Source organism: Halomonas litopenaei (assembly GCF_003045775.1).
Lineage (GTDB): Bacteria > Pseudomonadota > Gammaproteobacteria > Pseudomonadales > Halomonadaceae > Halomonas > Halomonas litopenaei.
Genome location: NZ_PXNS01000005.1, coordinates 505,672 through 520,420, shown reverse-complemented (window position 1 = coordinate 520,420; position 14,749 = coordinate 505,672). Strand labels below are relative to the sequence as shown.

13 protein-coding genes are annotated in these 14,749 nt (G+C 64.3%); 7 read left to right on the top strand and 6 right to left on the bottom strand.

Annotated features, from left to right (window positions below; all coding sequences use genetic code 11):
• Positions 1-274: 274 nt before the first annotated feature.
• Positions 275-1,474 (bottom strand): ectoine hydrolase DoeA, encoded by a 1,200-nt coding sequence (gene doeA / locus C6W88_RS11095; protein WP_108132472.1) that lies wholly within the window; start codon positions 1,472-1,474, stop codon positions 275-277.
• A gap of 210 nt (positions 1,475-1,684) precedes the next feature.
• On the opposite strand from doeA, the gene ehuR reads away from it, so the two are divergent.
• Entirely contained in the window at positions 1,685-3,091 is a 1,407-nt protein-coding gene (gene ehuR, locus C6W88_RS11090) for a MocR-like ectoine utilization transcription factor EhuR (protein WP_108132471.1), read from the top strand.
• Between the two features lie 31 nt (positions 3,092-3,122).
• On the top strand, positions 3,123-4,067 hold the full coding sequence (locus tag C6W88_RS11085) for a 2-hydroxyacid dehydrogenase (protein ID WP_045992032.1): 945 nt from the start codon (positions 3,123-3,125) through the stop codon (positions 4,065-4,067).
• A gap of 166 nt (positions 4,068-4,233) precedes the next feature.
• Here the strand turns inward: C6W88_RS11085 and yghU are convergent, their stop codons facing one another.
• The 5 genes from yghU to C6W88_RS11060 form a co-directional block, all read right to left on the bottom strand.
• Positions 4,234-5,109 carry a glutathione-dependent disulfide-bond oxidoreductase gene (yghU, locus tag C6W88_RS11080; RefSeq protein WP_108132470.1) on the bottom strand — a complete coding sequence of 292 codons (876 nt, stop codon included), beginning with the start codon at positions 5,107-5,109 and terminating at the stop codon, positions 4,234-4,236.
• A gap of 178 nt (positions 5,110-5,287) precedes the next feature.
• Positions 5,288-6,046, bottom strand: a complete 759-nt coding sequence (locus C6W88_RS11075) for an SDR family oxidoreductase (RefSeq protein ID WP_045992034.1) — start codon at positions 6,044-6,046, stop codon at positions 5,288-5,290.
• Positions 6,047-6,169: 123 nt separating this feature from the next.
• Positions 6,170-7,276, bottom strand: a complete 1,107-nt coding sequence (locus C6W88_RS11070) for an alkene reductase (RefSeq protein ID WP_045992035.1) — start codon at positions 7,274-7,276, stop codon at positions 6,170-6,172.
• Positions 7,277-7,561: 285 nt separating this feature from the next.
• Positions 7,562-8,146 (bottom strand): TetR/AcrR family transcriptional regulator, encoded by a 585-nt coding sequence (locus tag C6W88_RS11065; RefSeq protein WP_108132469.1) that lies wholly within the window; start codon positions 8,144-8,146, stop codon positions 7,562-7,564.
• Between the two features lie 138 nt (positions 8,147-8,284).
• On the bottom strand, positions 8,285-8,842 hold the full coding sequence (locus C6W88_RS11060) for a DJ-1/PfpI family protein (protein WP_045992037.1): 558 nt from the start codon (positions 8,840-8,842) through the stop codon (positions 8,285-8,287).
• A gap of 175 nt (positions 8,843-9,017) precedes the next feature.
• On the opposite strand from C6W88_RS11060, the gene C6W88_RS11055 reads away from it, so the two are divergent.
• The 5 genes from C6W88_RS11055 to C6W88_RS11035 all read left to right on the top strand — a co-directional run bounded on the left by C6W88_RS11055 (position 9,018) and on the right by C6W88_RS11035 (position 14,741).
• Entirely contained in the window at positions 9,018-9,707 is a 690-nt protein-coding gene (locus tag C6W88_RS11055) for a hypothetical protein (protein WP_108132468.1), read from the top strand.
• A gap of 348 nt (positions 9,708-10,055) precedes the next feature.
• Positions 10,056-10,982 carry a LysO family transporter gene (locus C6W88_RS11050; RefSeq protein WP_108132467.1) on the top strand — a complete coding sequence of 309 codons (927 nt, stop codon included), beginning with the start codon at positions 10,056-10,058 and terminating at the stop codon, positions 10,980-10,982.
• Positions 10,983-11,321: 339 nt separating this feature from the next.
• The gene (locus tag C6W88_RS11045; RefSeq protein WP_231498612.1) at positions 11,322-12,449 is read left to right on the top strand and encodes a LacI family DNA-binding transcriptional regulator; all 1,128 of its coding nucleotides are present in this window, start codon (positions 11,322-11,324) and stop codon (positions 12,447-12,449) included.
• A 148-nt stretch (positions 12,450-12,597) separates the two neighbouring features.
• Positions 12,598-14,037, top strand: a complete 1,440-nt coding sequence (locus C6W88_RS11040) for an ATP-binding protein (RefSeq protein WP_045994065.1) — start codon at positions 12,598-12,600, stop codon at positions 14,035-14,037.
• Positions 14,034-14,741: a response regulator gene (locus C6W88_RS11035; protein ID WP_045994066.1), complete on the top strand. Its 708-nt coding sequence runs from the start codon at positions 14,034-14,036 to the stop codon at positions 14,739-14,741. The genes C6W88_RS11040 and C6W88_RS11035 overlap by 4 nt, the downstream gene beginning before the upstream one ends.
• Positions 14,742-14,749: the final 8 nt, after the last annotated feature.

Below are 14,749 nucleotides of genomic sequence, written 5' to 3'. Positions count from 1 at the left end.
TGGTGATGGGCGACGTCGGTCGCCGAGGGCCGATCACAGAAGGCTAGGGCTTGTCTGAAAAGTGCCTGCGCTCGGTAATACGGCGTTAAAAATCGGATCAAAATGCTCATTTACACCCCGTAAACTGCGCTTTCTCACCGATTTTTGCCTTGTCTAACCTTCGCTCGTCGACTTTTCGGACAGCGCCTAATCAACAGGGCCGATCACACCGGGCCGATCACAGAGGGCTAGTCAACAGAGCCTGATCGACAAGCCCTGCTCAGCCGCCCCCGGCCTACTTGACGAACAGCTGTCGCGGAAACTCCGCCAGCGGCTCGGCGCCATTTTCGGTGATCAGGATGCTCTCGGTGATCTCGAGCCCCCAGTCGTCCATCCACATCCCGGGCATGAAGTGGAAGGTCATGCCCGGTTGCAGGATGGTCTCGTCAGACGGACGCAGACTCATGGTGCGCTCGCCCCAGTCCGGCGGGTAGCTGATGCCGATGGGATAACCACAGCGCGCACCGCCTCGGTCGAAGCCGTACTTGTCCATGGCCGCGCCGAGCGCCAGGGCGATGTCCGCGGTCCGGTTGCCCGGCTTGGCCACGGCCAGGCCTTTCTCGATGCCTTCGAGCAGTGCCGACTCGCCACGCACGAAGTCCCGCGGCGGCTTGCCGAGAAACACCGTGCGCGACAACGGGCAGTGGTAGCGCTTGTAGCAGCCGGCGATCTCGAAGAAGGTGCCCTCGCCTTCGCGAAACGGCGTGTCGTCCCAGGTCAGGTGGGGGGCAGCCGCGTCGCTGCCGGTGGGCAGCAGCGGCACGATGGCGGGATAGTCGCCACCGTAGACGCGCCCTTCGCTGTCGGTCCAGCCCTCGATGCCGACCCGATAGATCTCGGAGACCAGCTTGGACTTGGCAAGGCCCGGTTCGATCATCTCGAGGATGCGCGAGTGCATGCCCTCGACGATACGCGCGGCGATGCGCATGTACTCGATTTCACGCGGTGACTTGATCGCCCGACACCAGTTGACCAGCGCGTTGGCATCCTGGAAGCGCGCGTGGGGCATCTCCTTGATCAGGCTCTGGTAGGCCTTGGCGGAGAAGTAGTAGTTGTCCATCTCCATGCCCACGACCCCTTCGCACCAGCCGCGATCCGGCATGATCGACTGTGCCAGATACTCCATCGGATGCATCTCGGGATTCTGGACATAGTAGTCGGGGTAGTAGGTGATATTGTCAGGGTCCATCCAGCAGGTACGCAGGGCACCATTGCTGTCCTGACGTCGTCCGTACCACACGGGCTCGCCTTCGAGCCCCACCAGTACGCACTGATGGACATAGAATGACCAGCCGTCATAGCCAGTCAGCCAGGCCATATTGGAGGGATCGCTGACAATCAGCACATCGATGCCTCGCATGGCCATCTCGGCACGCACCTTTTGCAGGCGCTGAGCGTATTCCTCACGAGTGAACGGCAGGGATACCTGAATCATGAAACCACTCGCCACACAGTGTCATCACCGAAAAACCGGACTCATTGGAGTCCGGCGCGCCCTTGAAGCGACATTGCATCCCCTGTAGCGTGCTGACAGGTCACAATTGTCATGAGAAGCTCTTAACAGCGTCATGACAATGACTGATCAATGCCGTCTTGCTGATACTAGCACTACGAATAAGCTACCGGTCAAAGGCTTTATTGGATCATGACAATTGACCTGCTGCCATATCTGGATGATAGCCAACCCAAGTATCTTGCGATTGCGCGGGCACTTTCTCGCGCGATCCGTTCCGGTGAGCTTACGCCAGGCACCCGACTGCCGCCCCATCGACAGTTGGCGGAGCACATAGGCGTCAGCGTCCAGACGGTGTCACGAGCCTATTCACAGGCAGAAAAGATGGGCCTGGTGCAGGCCAGGGTCGGCAGCGGCACCTGGATCAACGCTCTCGATGACAACCGCGAATCCGCCTACCTGAGGGCCGGCGAGCCGCGAACCGAACAGGCGGTGATCGACCTGTCGATCGCCCATCCGGTCTGTCCCCCAAGCCATGACCAGCACTTTCGCGATGCCCTGAGAACGCTGGCCGACAGCGCACATCCCGACGTCTTCACGGCCTGCCGGCCGATCGCCGGCCTGCCCCATCAGCGCGAACGCGCCAGCTGGTGGCTGAACGAGCGCCTGGGCATGCCCGGTGAAGCGGACGACCGCATCCTGACCAACGGTGGCGCCCACGGCATCATGCTGGCGATTTCCAGCGTGGTACAGCACGGCGACCTGGTCCTGACCGAGGCACTGACCGACCATGGCCTGATCGCCCTGTCTCGTACCCTGGGCTTCCAGCTGCGTGGCGTCACCATCGATAGCCAGGGCATCGTACCCGACGCCCTCGACGCCGCCTGTCATCGCTTCAAACCGCGCGCCGTGTGCCTGACCTCGTGCCAGCTCAATCCCACCGGGGCCACCCTGGACGAGACGCGCCGCGACGAGATCGCCGCCATTCTGGAGCGCCACGGGGTGTGGCTGATCGAGGATGACGTCCACACCCTGCTCGAGCCCGAGCCGCTGATGCCGATCAGCGCGCGCATCCCTTCCCATGCGTTCCATGTCACCAGTCTGACCAAGGCCACCCTGCCCGGGCTTCGCGCCGGCTATCTGACGGTGCCTCGCAGTCAGCTGCACCACACCCTGCCCCGCCTGCGGGCGACCTCCTGGATGGCCACACCGCTGTGCTTCGAGGTCGCCAATCTATGGCTGGAGGACGGCACCATCGAGCGCATGGCTCAGCAGCAACGCGAACTGCTGGCAGAGCGCCAGCAGCTCGCCGCACGCATACTGCACAGCCATGGCAGGGCCTCCCGCCCCACCAGCCTGCACGTCTGGCTGTCGCTGCCGGGTAGCTGGCGGGCCGAGGAACTCCAGCAGCTGGCCGAACAGGAAGGGGTGGCCATCACCACCGCGACCCCCTTCATGGTCGAACAGAGTCCGGCGCCACGCCGAGTGCGCCTGAGCCTCGGCGCGGAGCCCGAGATCGAACGTCTCGAGGACGGCCTCAAGCGCCTTGCCAGCCTGCTGGATGACGCTCCGCCGCCCATGATGCAGATTGTCTACTGAACCCCATTCATTCGACCGGAGCGGAATTGTCATGAAGGTGATCGTACACACCGACCAGGCCGGCCAGTGGCAGCAGGCGCTAAGCGAGCGGCTGCCCCAGGCCACCATCTGGAAGAGTCAGGAGGCCGACCGCGAACAGCGCGCCCAGGCGGACTTTCTGGCGGCCTGGAAGCCAGACGAGACGCTGCTGCGGGAGTGCACCGGACTCAAGGGCATCGTCAACCTGGGGGCCGGCGTCGACGCCCTGCTCGGCAACCCGGCCCTGCCTCGCGACGTTCCCATCGTCAAGTTGCGTGACGCCGGCATGGCCGAGCTGATCGCCGATTACGTGCGTTACGGTCTTTTCCACTTCCAGCGCGACTTCGACCGCTACGCTCGCCAGCAGCAGCAGTGCGAGTGGCGTGAGCACGAGGTGATCGACAAGCCGGACTGGCCGGTGGGCGTGCTCGGCCTCGGCGCCATCGGCGCCAAGGTGGCCCGGGCCATCGCCGCCGATGGCTTCCCGGTGCTCGGCTGGAGTCGCTCGCACAAGGACATCGACGGCATCGAATGTCTGAGCGGTGACGAAGGGCTCGACCGGCTCCTGTCGCGGGTGAAGACCCTGGTGCTGCTGCTGCCCGATACCTCCTCGACCCGCCACATCATCAACGCCGAGACACTCGGCAAGATGCGCGAGGGGGCCAGCCTGATCAACCCCGGGCGCGGCACCCTGATCGACGAGGACGCCCTGCTCGCAGCGCTGGGCGACAAGAACCAGCGCCAGGAAGGTCGCCTCCGGGGCGCGCTGCTCGATGCCTTCCCGACAGAGCCGCTGCCGGAATCCAGCCCGCTGTGGCGCCACCCGCGGGTCATCGTCACCCCTCACATGGCAGGACCGACACCCTTGAGCGAAGCGCTCGATCAGGTCGCCGCAAGCCTCGACGCCCTGGACAAGGGCGAGGACATCGAGACCGTCGACCCCGACGCGGGCTACTGACCCAGGAGCCGGAAAGTGCCAGCGAGGGCCGGTAAGGAACGAGGCGGCGATCGCCTCGCGCTCCTGGCCCGCCCCCGGATCAAGCCCCAGATTGATTCACAAAAAAAAGGCGCCTCCTCGGAGGCGCCCTTGTCGGTGCTGAAAGCGACGTTTGAATTTCAGTGGATCAAGCGTCGTCGCCGATCTTGTCTTGGGTACGCAGTTCGAAATCGCTGGCGTCGTGACGCTCGTGGAGCTGCTCTTCGGGCTCACCGAAGGTGCGGTTGACCATGCGTCCACGCTGTACCGCCGGGCGCGCATCGATGGCCTTGGCCCAGCGCTGGACGTGCTCGTACTCGTGCACGGACAGGAACTCCGCCGCGTCGTATAGACGCCCCAGGGCGAGCTGGCCGTACCAGGCGAAGGTCGCCATGTCGGCGATGCTGTACTCGTCACCGGCCAGGTACTCGTGCTCGGCCAAATGACGGTCGAGCACGTCGAGCTGGCGCTTGGTCTCCATGGTGAAGCGGTTGATCGGATACTCGTACTTTTCCGGCGCGTAGGCGTAGAAGTGGCCAAAACCACCGCCCAGGTAGGGAGCCGAGCCCATTTGCCAGAACAGCCAGCTCATCGCTTCGGTACGCGCCTTGTGCTCGGTCGGCAGGAAGGCGCCGAACTTCTCGGCCAGGTAGAGCAGGATCGAACCCGACTCGAAGACCCGGGTCGGCGGCGTGGTGGTGTGGTCCACCAGGGCCGGAATCTTGGAGTTGGGGTTGATCTCGACGAAGCCGCTGGAGAACTGGTCGCCCTCGCCGATACGGATCAGCCAGGCGTCATACTCGGCCTGATCGTGGCCCTGCGCCAGCAGTTCCTCGAGCAGGATATTGACCTTGACCCCGTTGGGCGTGGCCAGGGAGTAGAGCTGTAGCGGATGCTTGCCCACCGGCAGCGCCTTGTCGTGGGTCGCACCGGCGATGGGACGGTTGATGCTGGCGAAATGGCCGCCACTCTCACCTTCCCACTTCCAGACCTTCGGCGGCTGATACTCGGCATCGTTGCTCATGATGTTCCTTCTCGTTGAGTGGGGCACCACCCGGCACCGCCGGGTTCATTGATGCAGTACAGATACACAAGCCTAGCGAAAAATAGCGTCAGACGAAGCACCTTGGAGCGACCTGGCGTATTGCGCCGCGGCCGGACTGGCGTCTCCCTGGACGGCGACGCCAGTCGATCGCCAGTCCTTACAGCTCCTGGCGAGTGGGGCGCAGGATCAGTTCGTTGACGTCGACGTCCCCCGGCTGCTCTACCGCAAAAGCGATCGCCCGCGCCACTGCATCGGCATCGATGGCCAGTGTGTAGAGCTCGTTGACCCCCTCGGCGGTCTCATCATCGCTGATCGTCCGAGTCAATTCGGTGTCGATCGCGCCAGGAGAGATATTGGTCGCGCGAATCTCGCCATTGGATTCCTGACGCAGGCCCTCGGTCAGCGCCTTGACCGCGAACTTGGTCGCGCAATAGACCGACGCGGCGGGGAACACCACATGCCCGGCGACCGAAGACAGATTGATCACGTGGCCTTCGTGCTGTTCGCGCATGGTCGGCAGCACCGCGGCGATACCGTAGAGCACGCCCTTGATGTTGACGTCGACCATCTGCTCCCACTCGTCGACCTTGAGCTTGTCCAACGGCGAAAGCGGCATCAGCCCGGCATTGTTGACCAGCACGTCGATGCGCCCGAATTCGTCGCGGGCGAGCTTGGCCAGGGCCTCGACCTGCTCACGGCTGGTCACGTCGGTGACACGGTAGACTGCCTGTCCACCGTCAGCCTTGATGTCGTCGCACAGTGCCTTGAGGCGGTCCTCGCGACGCGCGCCAAGCACCAGGCGTGCGCCGCCCTTGGCCAGGCGCTTGGCGGTGGCCTCACCCAGCCCACTGCTGGCACCGGTGATGATCACGACCTTGTCCTTGATACCGTCGGTATTGAGGTTGTTCACGTCCATGCTGTCCTCCTGTCGGGCCGCCAAGGCCCCTTGAAATGTTCCAGATCGATGACGTTGGCAAGACGGCGAACCGCTTGGCGGTCATCGAGAAAAAGATGTCATCGCGCCAGCGATCTTCAAGCGCTAGCGATCTTCGAGAAACGGGTAGTCGGTATAGCCTTTTTCATCGCCGCCGTAGAAGGTGTCGTAGTCCGGCTCATTGAGCTCTGCTCCGCGACGAAAGCGCTCCGGCAGGTCCGGATTGGCGATGAAGGGACGACCGAAGGTCACAAGATCGGTCTTGCCGGCGGCGATGCGCTCACGTGCTTCCTCCGCGGTGTAGGCGCCATTGGCGATATAGACACCGCTGAAGCGCTCGCGGATGGCGCTGATGATCGACTCGGGGCGACCGTTCTCGTGGTTGCCCTGGAAGGAATCTTCCACGACCTCGAGGTAGGCGATGCCGATCTCGTCGAGCGCGGCGGCGAAGGCCGGGAAGGTCTCCTCGGGCTTCTGGTCGTGGACATCGTTGAAGCTGCCGGTGGGACTGATGCGCACCCCGACACGGCCCTTGCCCCAGACGTCGACCACCGCACGCACCACTTCGAGAGGCAGTCGCAGGCGGTTTTCCAGGCTGCCACCGTAGGCATCGGTGCGCGCGTTGCTGTCGGACTTGATGAACTGATCGAGCAGGTAGCCGTTGGCGGCGTGCACCTCGACGCCATCGAAACCGGCTTCGCGGGCGTTGATCGCCGCCTGGCGGTACTGCTCGACGATGCCTGGAAGCTCGTCGGTGTCGAGCGCACGCGGGGTCGGCACTTCGACCATGCCGGACTCGGCGCTGATGAAGGTCTTGGCGCCTTCAGGCTTGATCGCCGAGGGCGCCACCGGGTCGGCTCCACCGGGCTGCAGCTCCGGATGCGAGATTCTTCCCACGTGCCATAGCTGGGCGTGCATACGACCGCCGGCGTCATGCACGGCGTCGGTGACACGGCGCCAGCCAGCGATCTGCTCCTGGCTATGGATGCCCGGGGTAAAGGCGTAACCCTTGCCCTGGGGCGAGATCTGGGTGGCCTCGCTCAGGATCAGGCCCGCGCCGGCCCGCTGACGGTAGTACTCGACATTCATCGCCTGGGGCACGTCCCCCGGTTGGGCCGCGCGAGAACGGGTCAGCGGCGACATCAGCACTCGGTTTGGCAGGGTGATGTCACCGAGGACCTGCGGGGTAAAGAGGGGATCTTGCTCGCTCATGGAAATCTCCTGTCGTGAAGCTGATACCACGAGGCGCTGCGGCCTCAGCGAGGATGCACGGCTGAACGGTGGCTGGCGCTTCGTTGGCTCGTCGCCAACGGCTGCCCAAGGTGTTCGACTAACGTCTTAGCGAATGTTCAGCCCTTACCGTACAATTCATGCATCACATATCAAGCACTTTTGTACAAAAATAGAGGGTTTTATAGACCAGTCTATTATTACTTAGGGCCAAGAAAACGGCAGGGGAATAGAGGACCCACCCTGCCACGCCTTCACCTCGATGCGTTAGCGTTTGATACAGGCCAGTAACGTATTCTCGAATTCGGTCAGTGGCTCACAGGTTCTGGCCATCTTGGAGCGCAGCAGAGCCCCCTGCCAGCCCGCCAGAATAAAGGCCGCCATGGCCTGGGGCGTGATGTCGTCACGCACGCTGCCGTCGGCCTGGCCTTCCTTGAGGCAGCTGGTGAAGTAGCCTTCCCAGCGCTTGAAGATGGCGTCCAGGGCATCGCGCAGGCAATCGCTCTGGGATGACATTTCCTGGCCGAGGGTACCGATCAGGCAACCCCGGGTGTGGCCGCACTCGGCCATCGCCTGGCGCACGTCTTCAAAATAGTGGCGCAGGCGCGCAACGGGGGCGTCGTGGGAATTCACCAGCAGCGCCTGGAAGCGCTCGTCGTAGTCTTCGGCGAACACCTCGACCACGGCAAGGCCGAAGGCCTCCTTGCTGGAGAAGTAGTGGTAGAAGGAACCCTTGGGCACGCCAGCAGCCTTGAGCACCGTATTGATGCCCGTCGCCGTATAGCCGTGCTCGGCAAAGGTGTTCATGCCGACCTGTATCAACAGGTCACGTGTAGGAGCCTTGGTTGTCATGCCCCAGACACTAGACCAGTCGTCTAGTCGTCGTCAAGTGGCTTTCTGCCAAGAGCCCAGCGGCCAGGTTTCCAGGGGGACTGGACTCACTCCTGGCCTGGGCCTGTACCCAGGCCAGAAGGGGCCGGACTGGCGGGCCTACAGCAATTCGTTGAGCTGGCGCAGCCACTCCGGGTGCGCGGGCCAGGCCGGCGCGGTCACGAACTTGCCGCAGGTGATGGCGTCGGTCACTTCGATGTCGACGAATTCGCCACCCGCCAGGCGTACCTCGGGGGCGCAGGCGGGATAGGCCGAGATACGATGTCCAGACAGTGACACCGCCGCCGCCAGAAGCTGGGCGCCGTGGCAGACAGCGGCCACCGGCTTCTCGCTGTCGACGAAGTGGCGCACCACTTCCAGCACGCGCTCGTCCAGGCGCAGGTACTCCGGCGCTCGCCCACCGGGGATGACCAGGGCGTCGTAGTCGGCCAGGGTGATGTCGGCGAAGGTCTCGTTGAGCGCGAACAGATGCCCGGCCTTTTCGGTGTAGGTCTGGTCGCCCTCGAAGTCATGGATGGCGGTCTTGACCTTGTCGCCTTCCTTCTTGTCGGGGCACACCGCATCGACACGATGCCCCATGGCCTGCAGCGCCTGGAAGGGCACCATGATTTCGTAGTCCTCGACAAAATCTCCCGCGAGCAGCAGCAAACGTGCCATGTGGCAAACTCCTTGGTCATTGAGGGGCGGCGCAGGGTCATGATGGCGACCATGCTGTAATGCAGCGTAACCACTGGACCGTGCTTCTGCCAGCCCGCCGGGGAACCTTCAGGGCGCACCGGCCTCCCAAGGTGACAGCTCGTTTCCATATGCCACTCAAGCAGCGGACGCTACTATGCCCAGCAACTCCATCGCCTACCGCTCGCCGTCTCTTCGCCCGCGCCTCGCGGCGGGGCTGCTATGGCTACTGTTCTTGCTGCCGTTTGCGGCACAAGCCGCATCGATGGCCAGCTTCGATGCCCGCTACCACCTGTCGGTGGATGGCTGGCCCGATGCCACCGTGCATCATCGGGTGTACCGCGAAGGCGATCACTGGCGCAGCGACATGCGCGCCCAGGTGGCCATCGCCGAAGGTCAGGAAACCGCGCGCTTCGCCGAGAACGGCGACGGCTTGCGTGCGCTGGGCTATTCCAGTGGCTATCGTCTGCTGGGCATCGGCAAGAGCTACCGACTGGACAACCGTCAGCTTCAGCGTCACCCCGACCGTCAGACCGCACTGGTGGATCTGTCACGTAGCGTCCAGCGAGAGCGCTGCGCCAGCGGCTGCGAGATTCACTATCTCGATCACAAGGGCGACATCGAGACCCTGGTCGCAAGCCCTCTGCCCACCGCCGCCATCGACGTGAACGGGCGCATGGTGGACGCCCTGCGGGTCCGCCTGGTCGAGCCCGGCAAGGACGACCGCCACATGGTCGTGGCCTTCCACCCGGACCTGCCCGGCCTGCTGCTGGGAGTGGACTACATCAAACGCGGCGAGCGGGTCAGTCGGCTGAGCCTGACCTCCTTGGCCACTTCCAACAACTGAAGCTGCTCCGTCTCTCCCTTCCTCGGGCGCCTTTTTGCGCGCTTGGTCAGGCGCTCGTTCAGCCGCCCTGCCTCACCACCATCCGGCCTTCCGCCCCGCCGAGGCCGGCGGCTCGTTGCCAGGATGCCTTGTCGGCGTCCGGGGTAAGGCGCCGATCTTGCCGACCACTGACGCTTTGGTCGTCTTTTCTCCCTTGTGAAACTTGCATAGAGTATTGCGCTTTTGGTCGCGCCGTTGACCACCGATTTGTCCTGCTCATCCTCGACGGACGGGCTCACGAGCGCAGCAATTCATCGATGCGGTGCCTGACCGACACGCACCGCCTCCATCGAGCAAGGAAGTTCGTTCATGTTCACCGGTCTGTTGATCGTGCTGCTGCCGCTGGTGCTGGGCTATCTGGTACCGGTACGCCGCGCAAGCGTCATGGCCTGGATCAATCGCGGCGTCAGCGCATCGATCTACCTGATCCTGCTGTTGATGGGGGTGAGCCTGGCGGGCCTGCCCGACCTGGGCACGCAGCTGTCGCGCATGGGCGGTCAGGCGCTGTTGCTGTTCGTGGTCATCTCGGCCTTCAACCTGGCCGCCCTGTGGTGGCTGTCGCGTCGACTGCGCCTGGACCTTGGCGAAAAACGCGTGATCGACGGCGCCCCGACCAGCAAGCTGGCGGCCATGGCGGGTTCGTTGTCACTGGTCGGGGTGGTGATCGCCGGACTGGTCATCGGGCTGATGCTGGTGGGACGCTGGGGAACGACGCCCTTCGAGCTGGCGGAACACCTGGCAGAATGGGTGCTCTACGTACTGCTGGCGCTGATCGGCTGCCAGCTGCGCAACTCCGGCATGCCGCTCAAACAGATCCTGCTCAATCGTCATGGCCTGTTCATCGCCGTGACCCTGGCGGCAAGCTCGCTGGCCGGGGGGCTGGCCGCGGCGCCGATGCTCGGGCTCGCCTGGAACGAGGGCCTGGCCATGGCCTCGGGCTTCGGCTGGTATTCGCTGTCCGGCATTCTGATCGGCGAACACCTGGGGCCGGCCCTGGGCGGCGTCGCCTTCTTCAACGACCTGACCCGGGAACTGCTGGCCTTCGTGCTGATTCCGCTGGTCATGCGACGCTACGCACCCCTGGCGATCGGTTATGGCGGTGCCACCTCGATGGACTTCACCCTGCCGGTGATCCAGCAGCACGGTGGCGTGCGCTGCGTGCCCATCGCCGTGGTCAGCGGCTTTATCCTGTCGCTGCTGTCACCACCACTCATTTTGTTTCTGGTCGCCCTATGATGCCGGGTCGCAACAACCACTCATTCAGCACTTTATGGTCGCCCTATGATGCCGGATCACGACAACCACTCATTCAGCGCTTTATGGAAGCACTATGATGCCGGGTCGCAACAACCACTCATTCAGCACTTTATGGCGGCCCTATGATGCCGGATCACGACAACCACTCATTCAGCGCTTTATGGAAGCACTCTGATGCCGGTTCGCAACAACCACTCATTCAGCGCTTTGTGGTCGCCCTATGATGCCGGATCACGACAACCCCTCATTCAGCGCTTTTCGGTAGCGCTGTGATGCTGGAATAAGATGCCCGGTTGCGCTGCCAAGCCGTGACGCCCGGTGGCCCAGCGCTTTATGCTGTCGAGTGCACGCAGCAAGGAAGACAAGCCCGTGGTGAATCCTGAGGACCGCCCCATCACCCTGAAGAATCTGGCCCAGCGACTTGGGGTCTCTACGGCCACCGTCTCCAACGCCTTCAATCGCCCCGATCAGTTGTCTCGCGCCCTGCGCGAGCACATCCTCGAGGAGGCCCGACGCCTGGGCTACCGCGGCCCCGACGCCAGGGCCCGCAGCCTGCGTACCGGGCAGTCCCGCATCGTCGCGGTGGTGCTGGCAGAGACCCTGACCTACAGCCTCAACGACGCGGTTTCAAGCGAGCTTCTGACCGGCATCACCGAGGTGCTCGACGCCCACGGGCACACCCTGCTGCTGCTGTCGGGACGTCAGCCCGAATCTCCCCGTCACGCCGACGCACTCTGTCACCCGGGCTCCGCCAGCATGGCCGACGGCTTTGTCGTCTATGGTCTGATGCCCGGGGATCGGCTGATCAACGAGCTGCCGGCCCAGCGTCCACTGGTCGGGGTGGATTTCCATATCGATGCCCGCCCCACCGTCCATATCGACAACGAACCGGCCTGCCACGCCATCGCCTGCCACGCACTGAAAAAACGTCCACGGCGGGTCGGCATCCTCAGCCTGCGCTTGATCGATGAATCCTATAATGGCCCGGTGAGTGCCGAGCATCGCTGTCTCGATGCCCATCGCACCATCACCCGCTCGCGCCTGGACGGTTTCCACCGCGCCCTGGACGAACACGACATCGACCCCACCAGCGTCCCGGTGTGGAACATCGACGAGAACACCCACGCGGTCTGCGCCACGGTGATCGAGGAGATCCTCGACCTGCCTGCAGAACAGCGCCCGGATCTGCTTTTGTGCATGTCCGACCGCATCGCCCTGACCGTCCTGACCCTGGCCGAACAGCGTGGCATCCGCGTCCCCGAGGACCTGCGCCTGACCGGCTTCGACGGTATCGAAGAAGGCCAGTACCGAGCCCCACGACTGACCACCGTGCGCCAGGACAGCATCGAGAAGGGGCGCGTCGCCGCGCGCATGGTGCTGGGTCTGGAACCCGCCGAGAACCGCCTATTGGGAACGCGACTGCTGATCGGGGAAAGCTGTCCCTGACGGTATGACCGCTACGGACTGAGGTGAACGCTCGACTCATCCGTCGGCGAAGGCTGCACAAAGGTTTCACCGTTATTGGCGCCTTTTTGGCGCCGACGATGGCATGCTGTGTTCATCTTTTTCGCCATTTCGGTCAAGGAATCGTCGCATGTCCGCGAAACGCCTGTTTCGCCCGGCCTTCTCACGTCTGGGTCTGAAGCTCTTCGTCATCATCCTGGTGGTCAATGTGGCCATCGCCGGGCTGGTGTTCGTGGCGATTTCGCGCAGCCTCGACCAGGGCTTCATCGAGTACCTCGACCGCTCCCAGACCCAGCGCGCCGAGACCCTGGCGGAAGGCCTCGGCGAGGCCTGGGCGCGACGCCAGAACTGGCAGTGGCTGCGCCAGTCGCCGCGCGCCTGGCACCACCTGGTACGCCGCCAGCTTTGGCCCGGCGACAACCTGCCGCCGATGAGCATCGAAGGCGACCTGGGCGACCCCAGGGACTTCGTGCTCCATGACGAAAGCGGCCTGCCGGTGATCGGCCTGCCCCCGGACAAGGACGACATGGCCGCCGAACTGCGCTGGCTGCCGGTGATGAGCGCGGGCCGCCAGGTCGGCACCCTGGGCTATCGCCCGCCGGAGCAGTTGATGGCACGCATGGACCGACTGTTTCTGGCCCAGCAGCAACGCAACCTGACCATCATCGTCATCGCCCTGGCGCTGACCTCGCTGCTGCTGGCCGCCGCCCTGTCCTGGTGGATGGGCCGACGCGCCCGCGGCATGGCGCTGGCCACCCGCCGGCTGACCGAGGGCGACTACAGCATCCGCCTGCCGGAGCGCGGTCGCGACGAGCTATCCAGCCTGTCCCACGACTTCAATGTGCTGGCGGAAACCCTGGAAGCCAGCCGCGAGGCGCGTACTCGCTGGGTTTCCGACATCGCCCATGAGCTGCGTACCCCACTGGCGGTGCTGCGCGGCGAGATAGAAGCGATGCAGGACGGCATTCGCGCCCTCGACCAGGACAACCTGCGTTCGCTGTCCCAGGAGGTCGGCCAGCTAGAGCGCCTGGTCGCCGACCTGCGCCTGCTGTCCCAGAGCGACGCCGGCGCGCTGGAAGTCCAGCTCGCACCGCTGGACCTGGGCGAGCAACTGGCCACCCGGCTGGACGAAGCCGAGGGCTGGCTTGCCGATCATGGCCTGACCCTTGAGCACGATATTCAGGGCCCGGCGTGGATTCGCGGCGACCTGCAGCGTCTGCGCCAGCTATGGAACAACCTGATCGACAATACCTGCGCCTACACCCAGGCGCCGGGGCGCCTGAAGGTATCGCTGCGGCGTGAGGCCGACGACTGGGTGCTGCGCTGGGAAGACAGCGCCCCCGGGGTACCGGTCAACGAACTGCCTCGGCTGACCGAACGCCTCTACCGGGTGGAAGGCTCGCGCAACCGTTCAAGCGGCGGCAGCGGCCTGGGGCTGTCCATCGCCACCGCCCTGGCCCGCGCCCACGACACCGACATGCGCCCCTCCCCTTCCGAGCTTGGCGGGTTATGCTGGACCCTGCGTTTTCCGGCCCTGCCGGACCATCAGCAGCACGAGGACGATGAATGAACGACACCGACGCCAGTCTCGACGACATCCTGATCGTCGAGGACGAACCCAAGATCGCCCGTCTGGTGGCGGACTACCTGGAGGGCAGCGGCTACGCCACCCACCATATCGACCACGGCGACCAGGTGGTCGGCTACCTCAGCGAGGCCGAGTCGCGCCCCAGCCTGGTGCTGCTGGACCTGATGCTGCCTGGCACCGACGGCCTGACCCTGTGCCGCGAGATCCGTCAGCGCTGGCCCGATATCGCGGTGGTGATGCTGACCGCCCGAGTCGAGGAGGTCGACCGCCTGCTGGGCCTCGAACTGGGTGCCGACGACTACATCTGCAAGCCGTTCAGCCCGCGCGAGGTGGTCGCCCGGGTCAAGGCCGTGCTGCGCCGCAGCCAGGCACACCAGCAGGACAGCGAAGCCAACCACGACCTGGTGCTGGACGAAAGCGGCTGGCGCGCCCTGGCCGACGGTCAGGACCTGGGCCTCACCGCGGTGGAATTCCAGTTGCTCAAGGTGATGATGCACTCACCGGGGCGAATCTTCGCCCGTGAGCAGTTGATGGACCACATGTACCGCGACCACCGCATCGTCTCCGAGCGCACCGTGGACAGCCACATCAAGAAGCTGCGCAAGAAGATCGCCGATATCTGGCCCGAGCGGGAAATCATCCGCTCCGTCTACGGCGTCGGTTACAAGTACCAGCCGGAAGAGTGATCCCCGGG

What these genes read in the sequence shown, in the direction of transcription:
- doeA (WP_108132472.1), bottom strand. Translation starts at nt 1,474, where the DNA reads ATGATTCAGGTATCCCTGCCGTTCACTCGTGAGGAATACGCTCAGCGC.
- ehuR (WP_108132471.1), top strand. Translation starts at nt 1,685, where the DNA reads ATGACAATTGACCTGCTGCCATATCTGGATGATAGCCAACCCAAGTAT.
- C6W88_RS11085 (WP_045992032.1), top strand. Translation starts at nt 3,123, where the DNA reads ATGAAGGTGATCGTACACACCGACCAGGCCGGCCAGTGGCAGCAGGCG.
- yghU (WP_108132470.1), bottom strand. Translation starts at nt 5,109, where the DNA reads ATGAGCAACGATGCCGAGTATCAGCCGCCGAAGGTCTGGAAGTGGGAA.
- C6W88_RS11075 (WP_045992034.1), bottom strand. Translation starts at nt 6,046, where the DNA reads ATGGACGTGAACAACCTCAATACCGACGGTATCAAGGACAAGGTCGTG.
- C6W88_RS11070 (WP_045992035.1), bottom strand. Translation starts at nt 7,276, where the DNA reads ATGAGCGAGCAAGATCCCCTCTTTACCCCGCAGGTCCTCGGTGACATC.
- C6W88_RS11065 (WP_108132469.1), bottom strand. Translation starts at nt 8,146, where the DNA reads ATGACAACCAAGGCTCCTACACGTGACCTGTTGATACAGGTCGGCATG.
- C6W88_RS11060 (WP_045992037.1), bottom strand. Translation starts at nt 8,842, where the DNA reads ATGGCACGTTTGCTGCTGCTCGCGGGAGATTTTGTCGAGGACTACGAA.
- C6W88_RS11055 (WP_108132468.1), top strand. Translation starts at nt 9,018, where the DNA reads ATGCCCAGCAACTCCATCGCCTACCGCTCGCCGTCTCTTCGCCCGCGC.
- C6W88_RS11050 (WP_108132467.1), top strand. Translation starts at nt 10,056, where the DNA reads ATGTTCACCGGTCTGTTGATCGTGCTGCTGCCGCTGGTGCTGGGCTAT.
- C6W88_RS11040 (WP_045994065.1), top strand. Translation starts at nt 12,598, where the DNA reads ATGTCCGCGAAACGCCTGTTTCGCCCGGCCTTCTCACGTCTGGGTCTG.
- C6W88_RS11035 (WP_045994066.1), top strand. Translation starts at nt 14,034, where the DNA reads ATGAACGACACCGACGCCAGTCTCGACGACATCCTGATCGTCGAGGAC.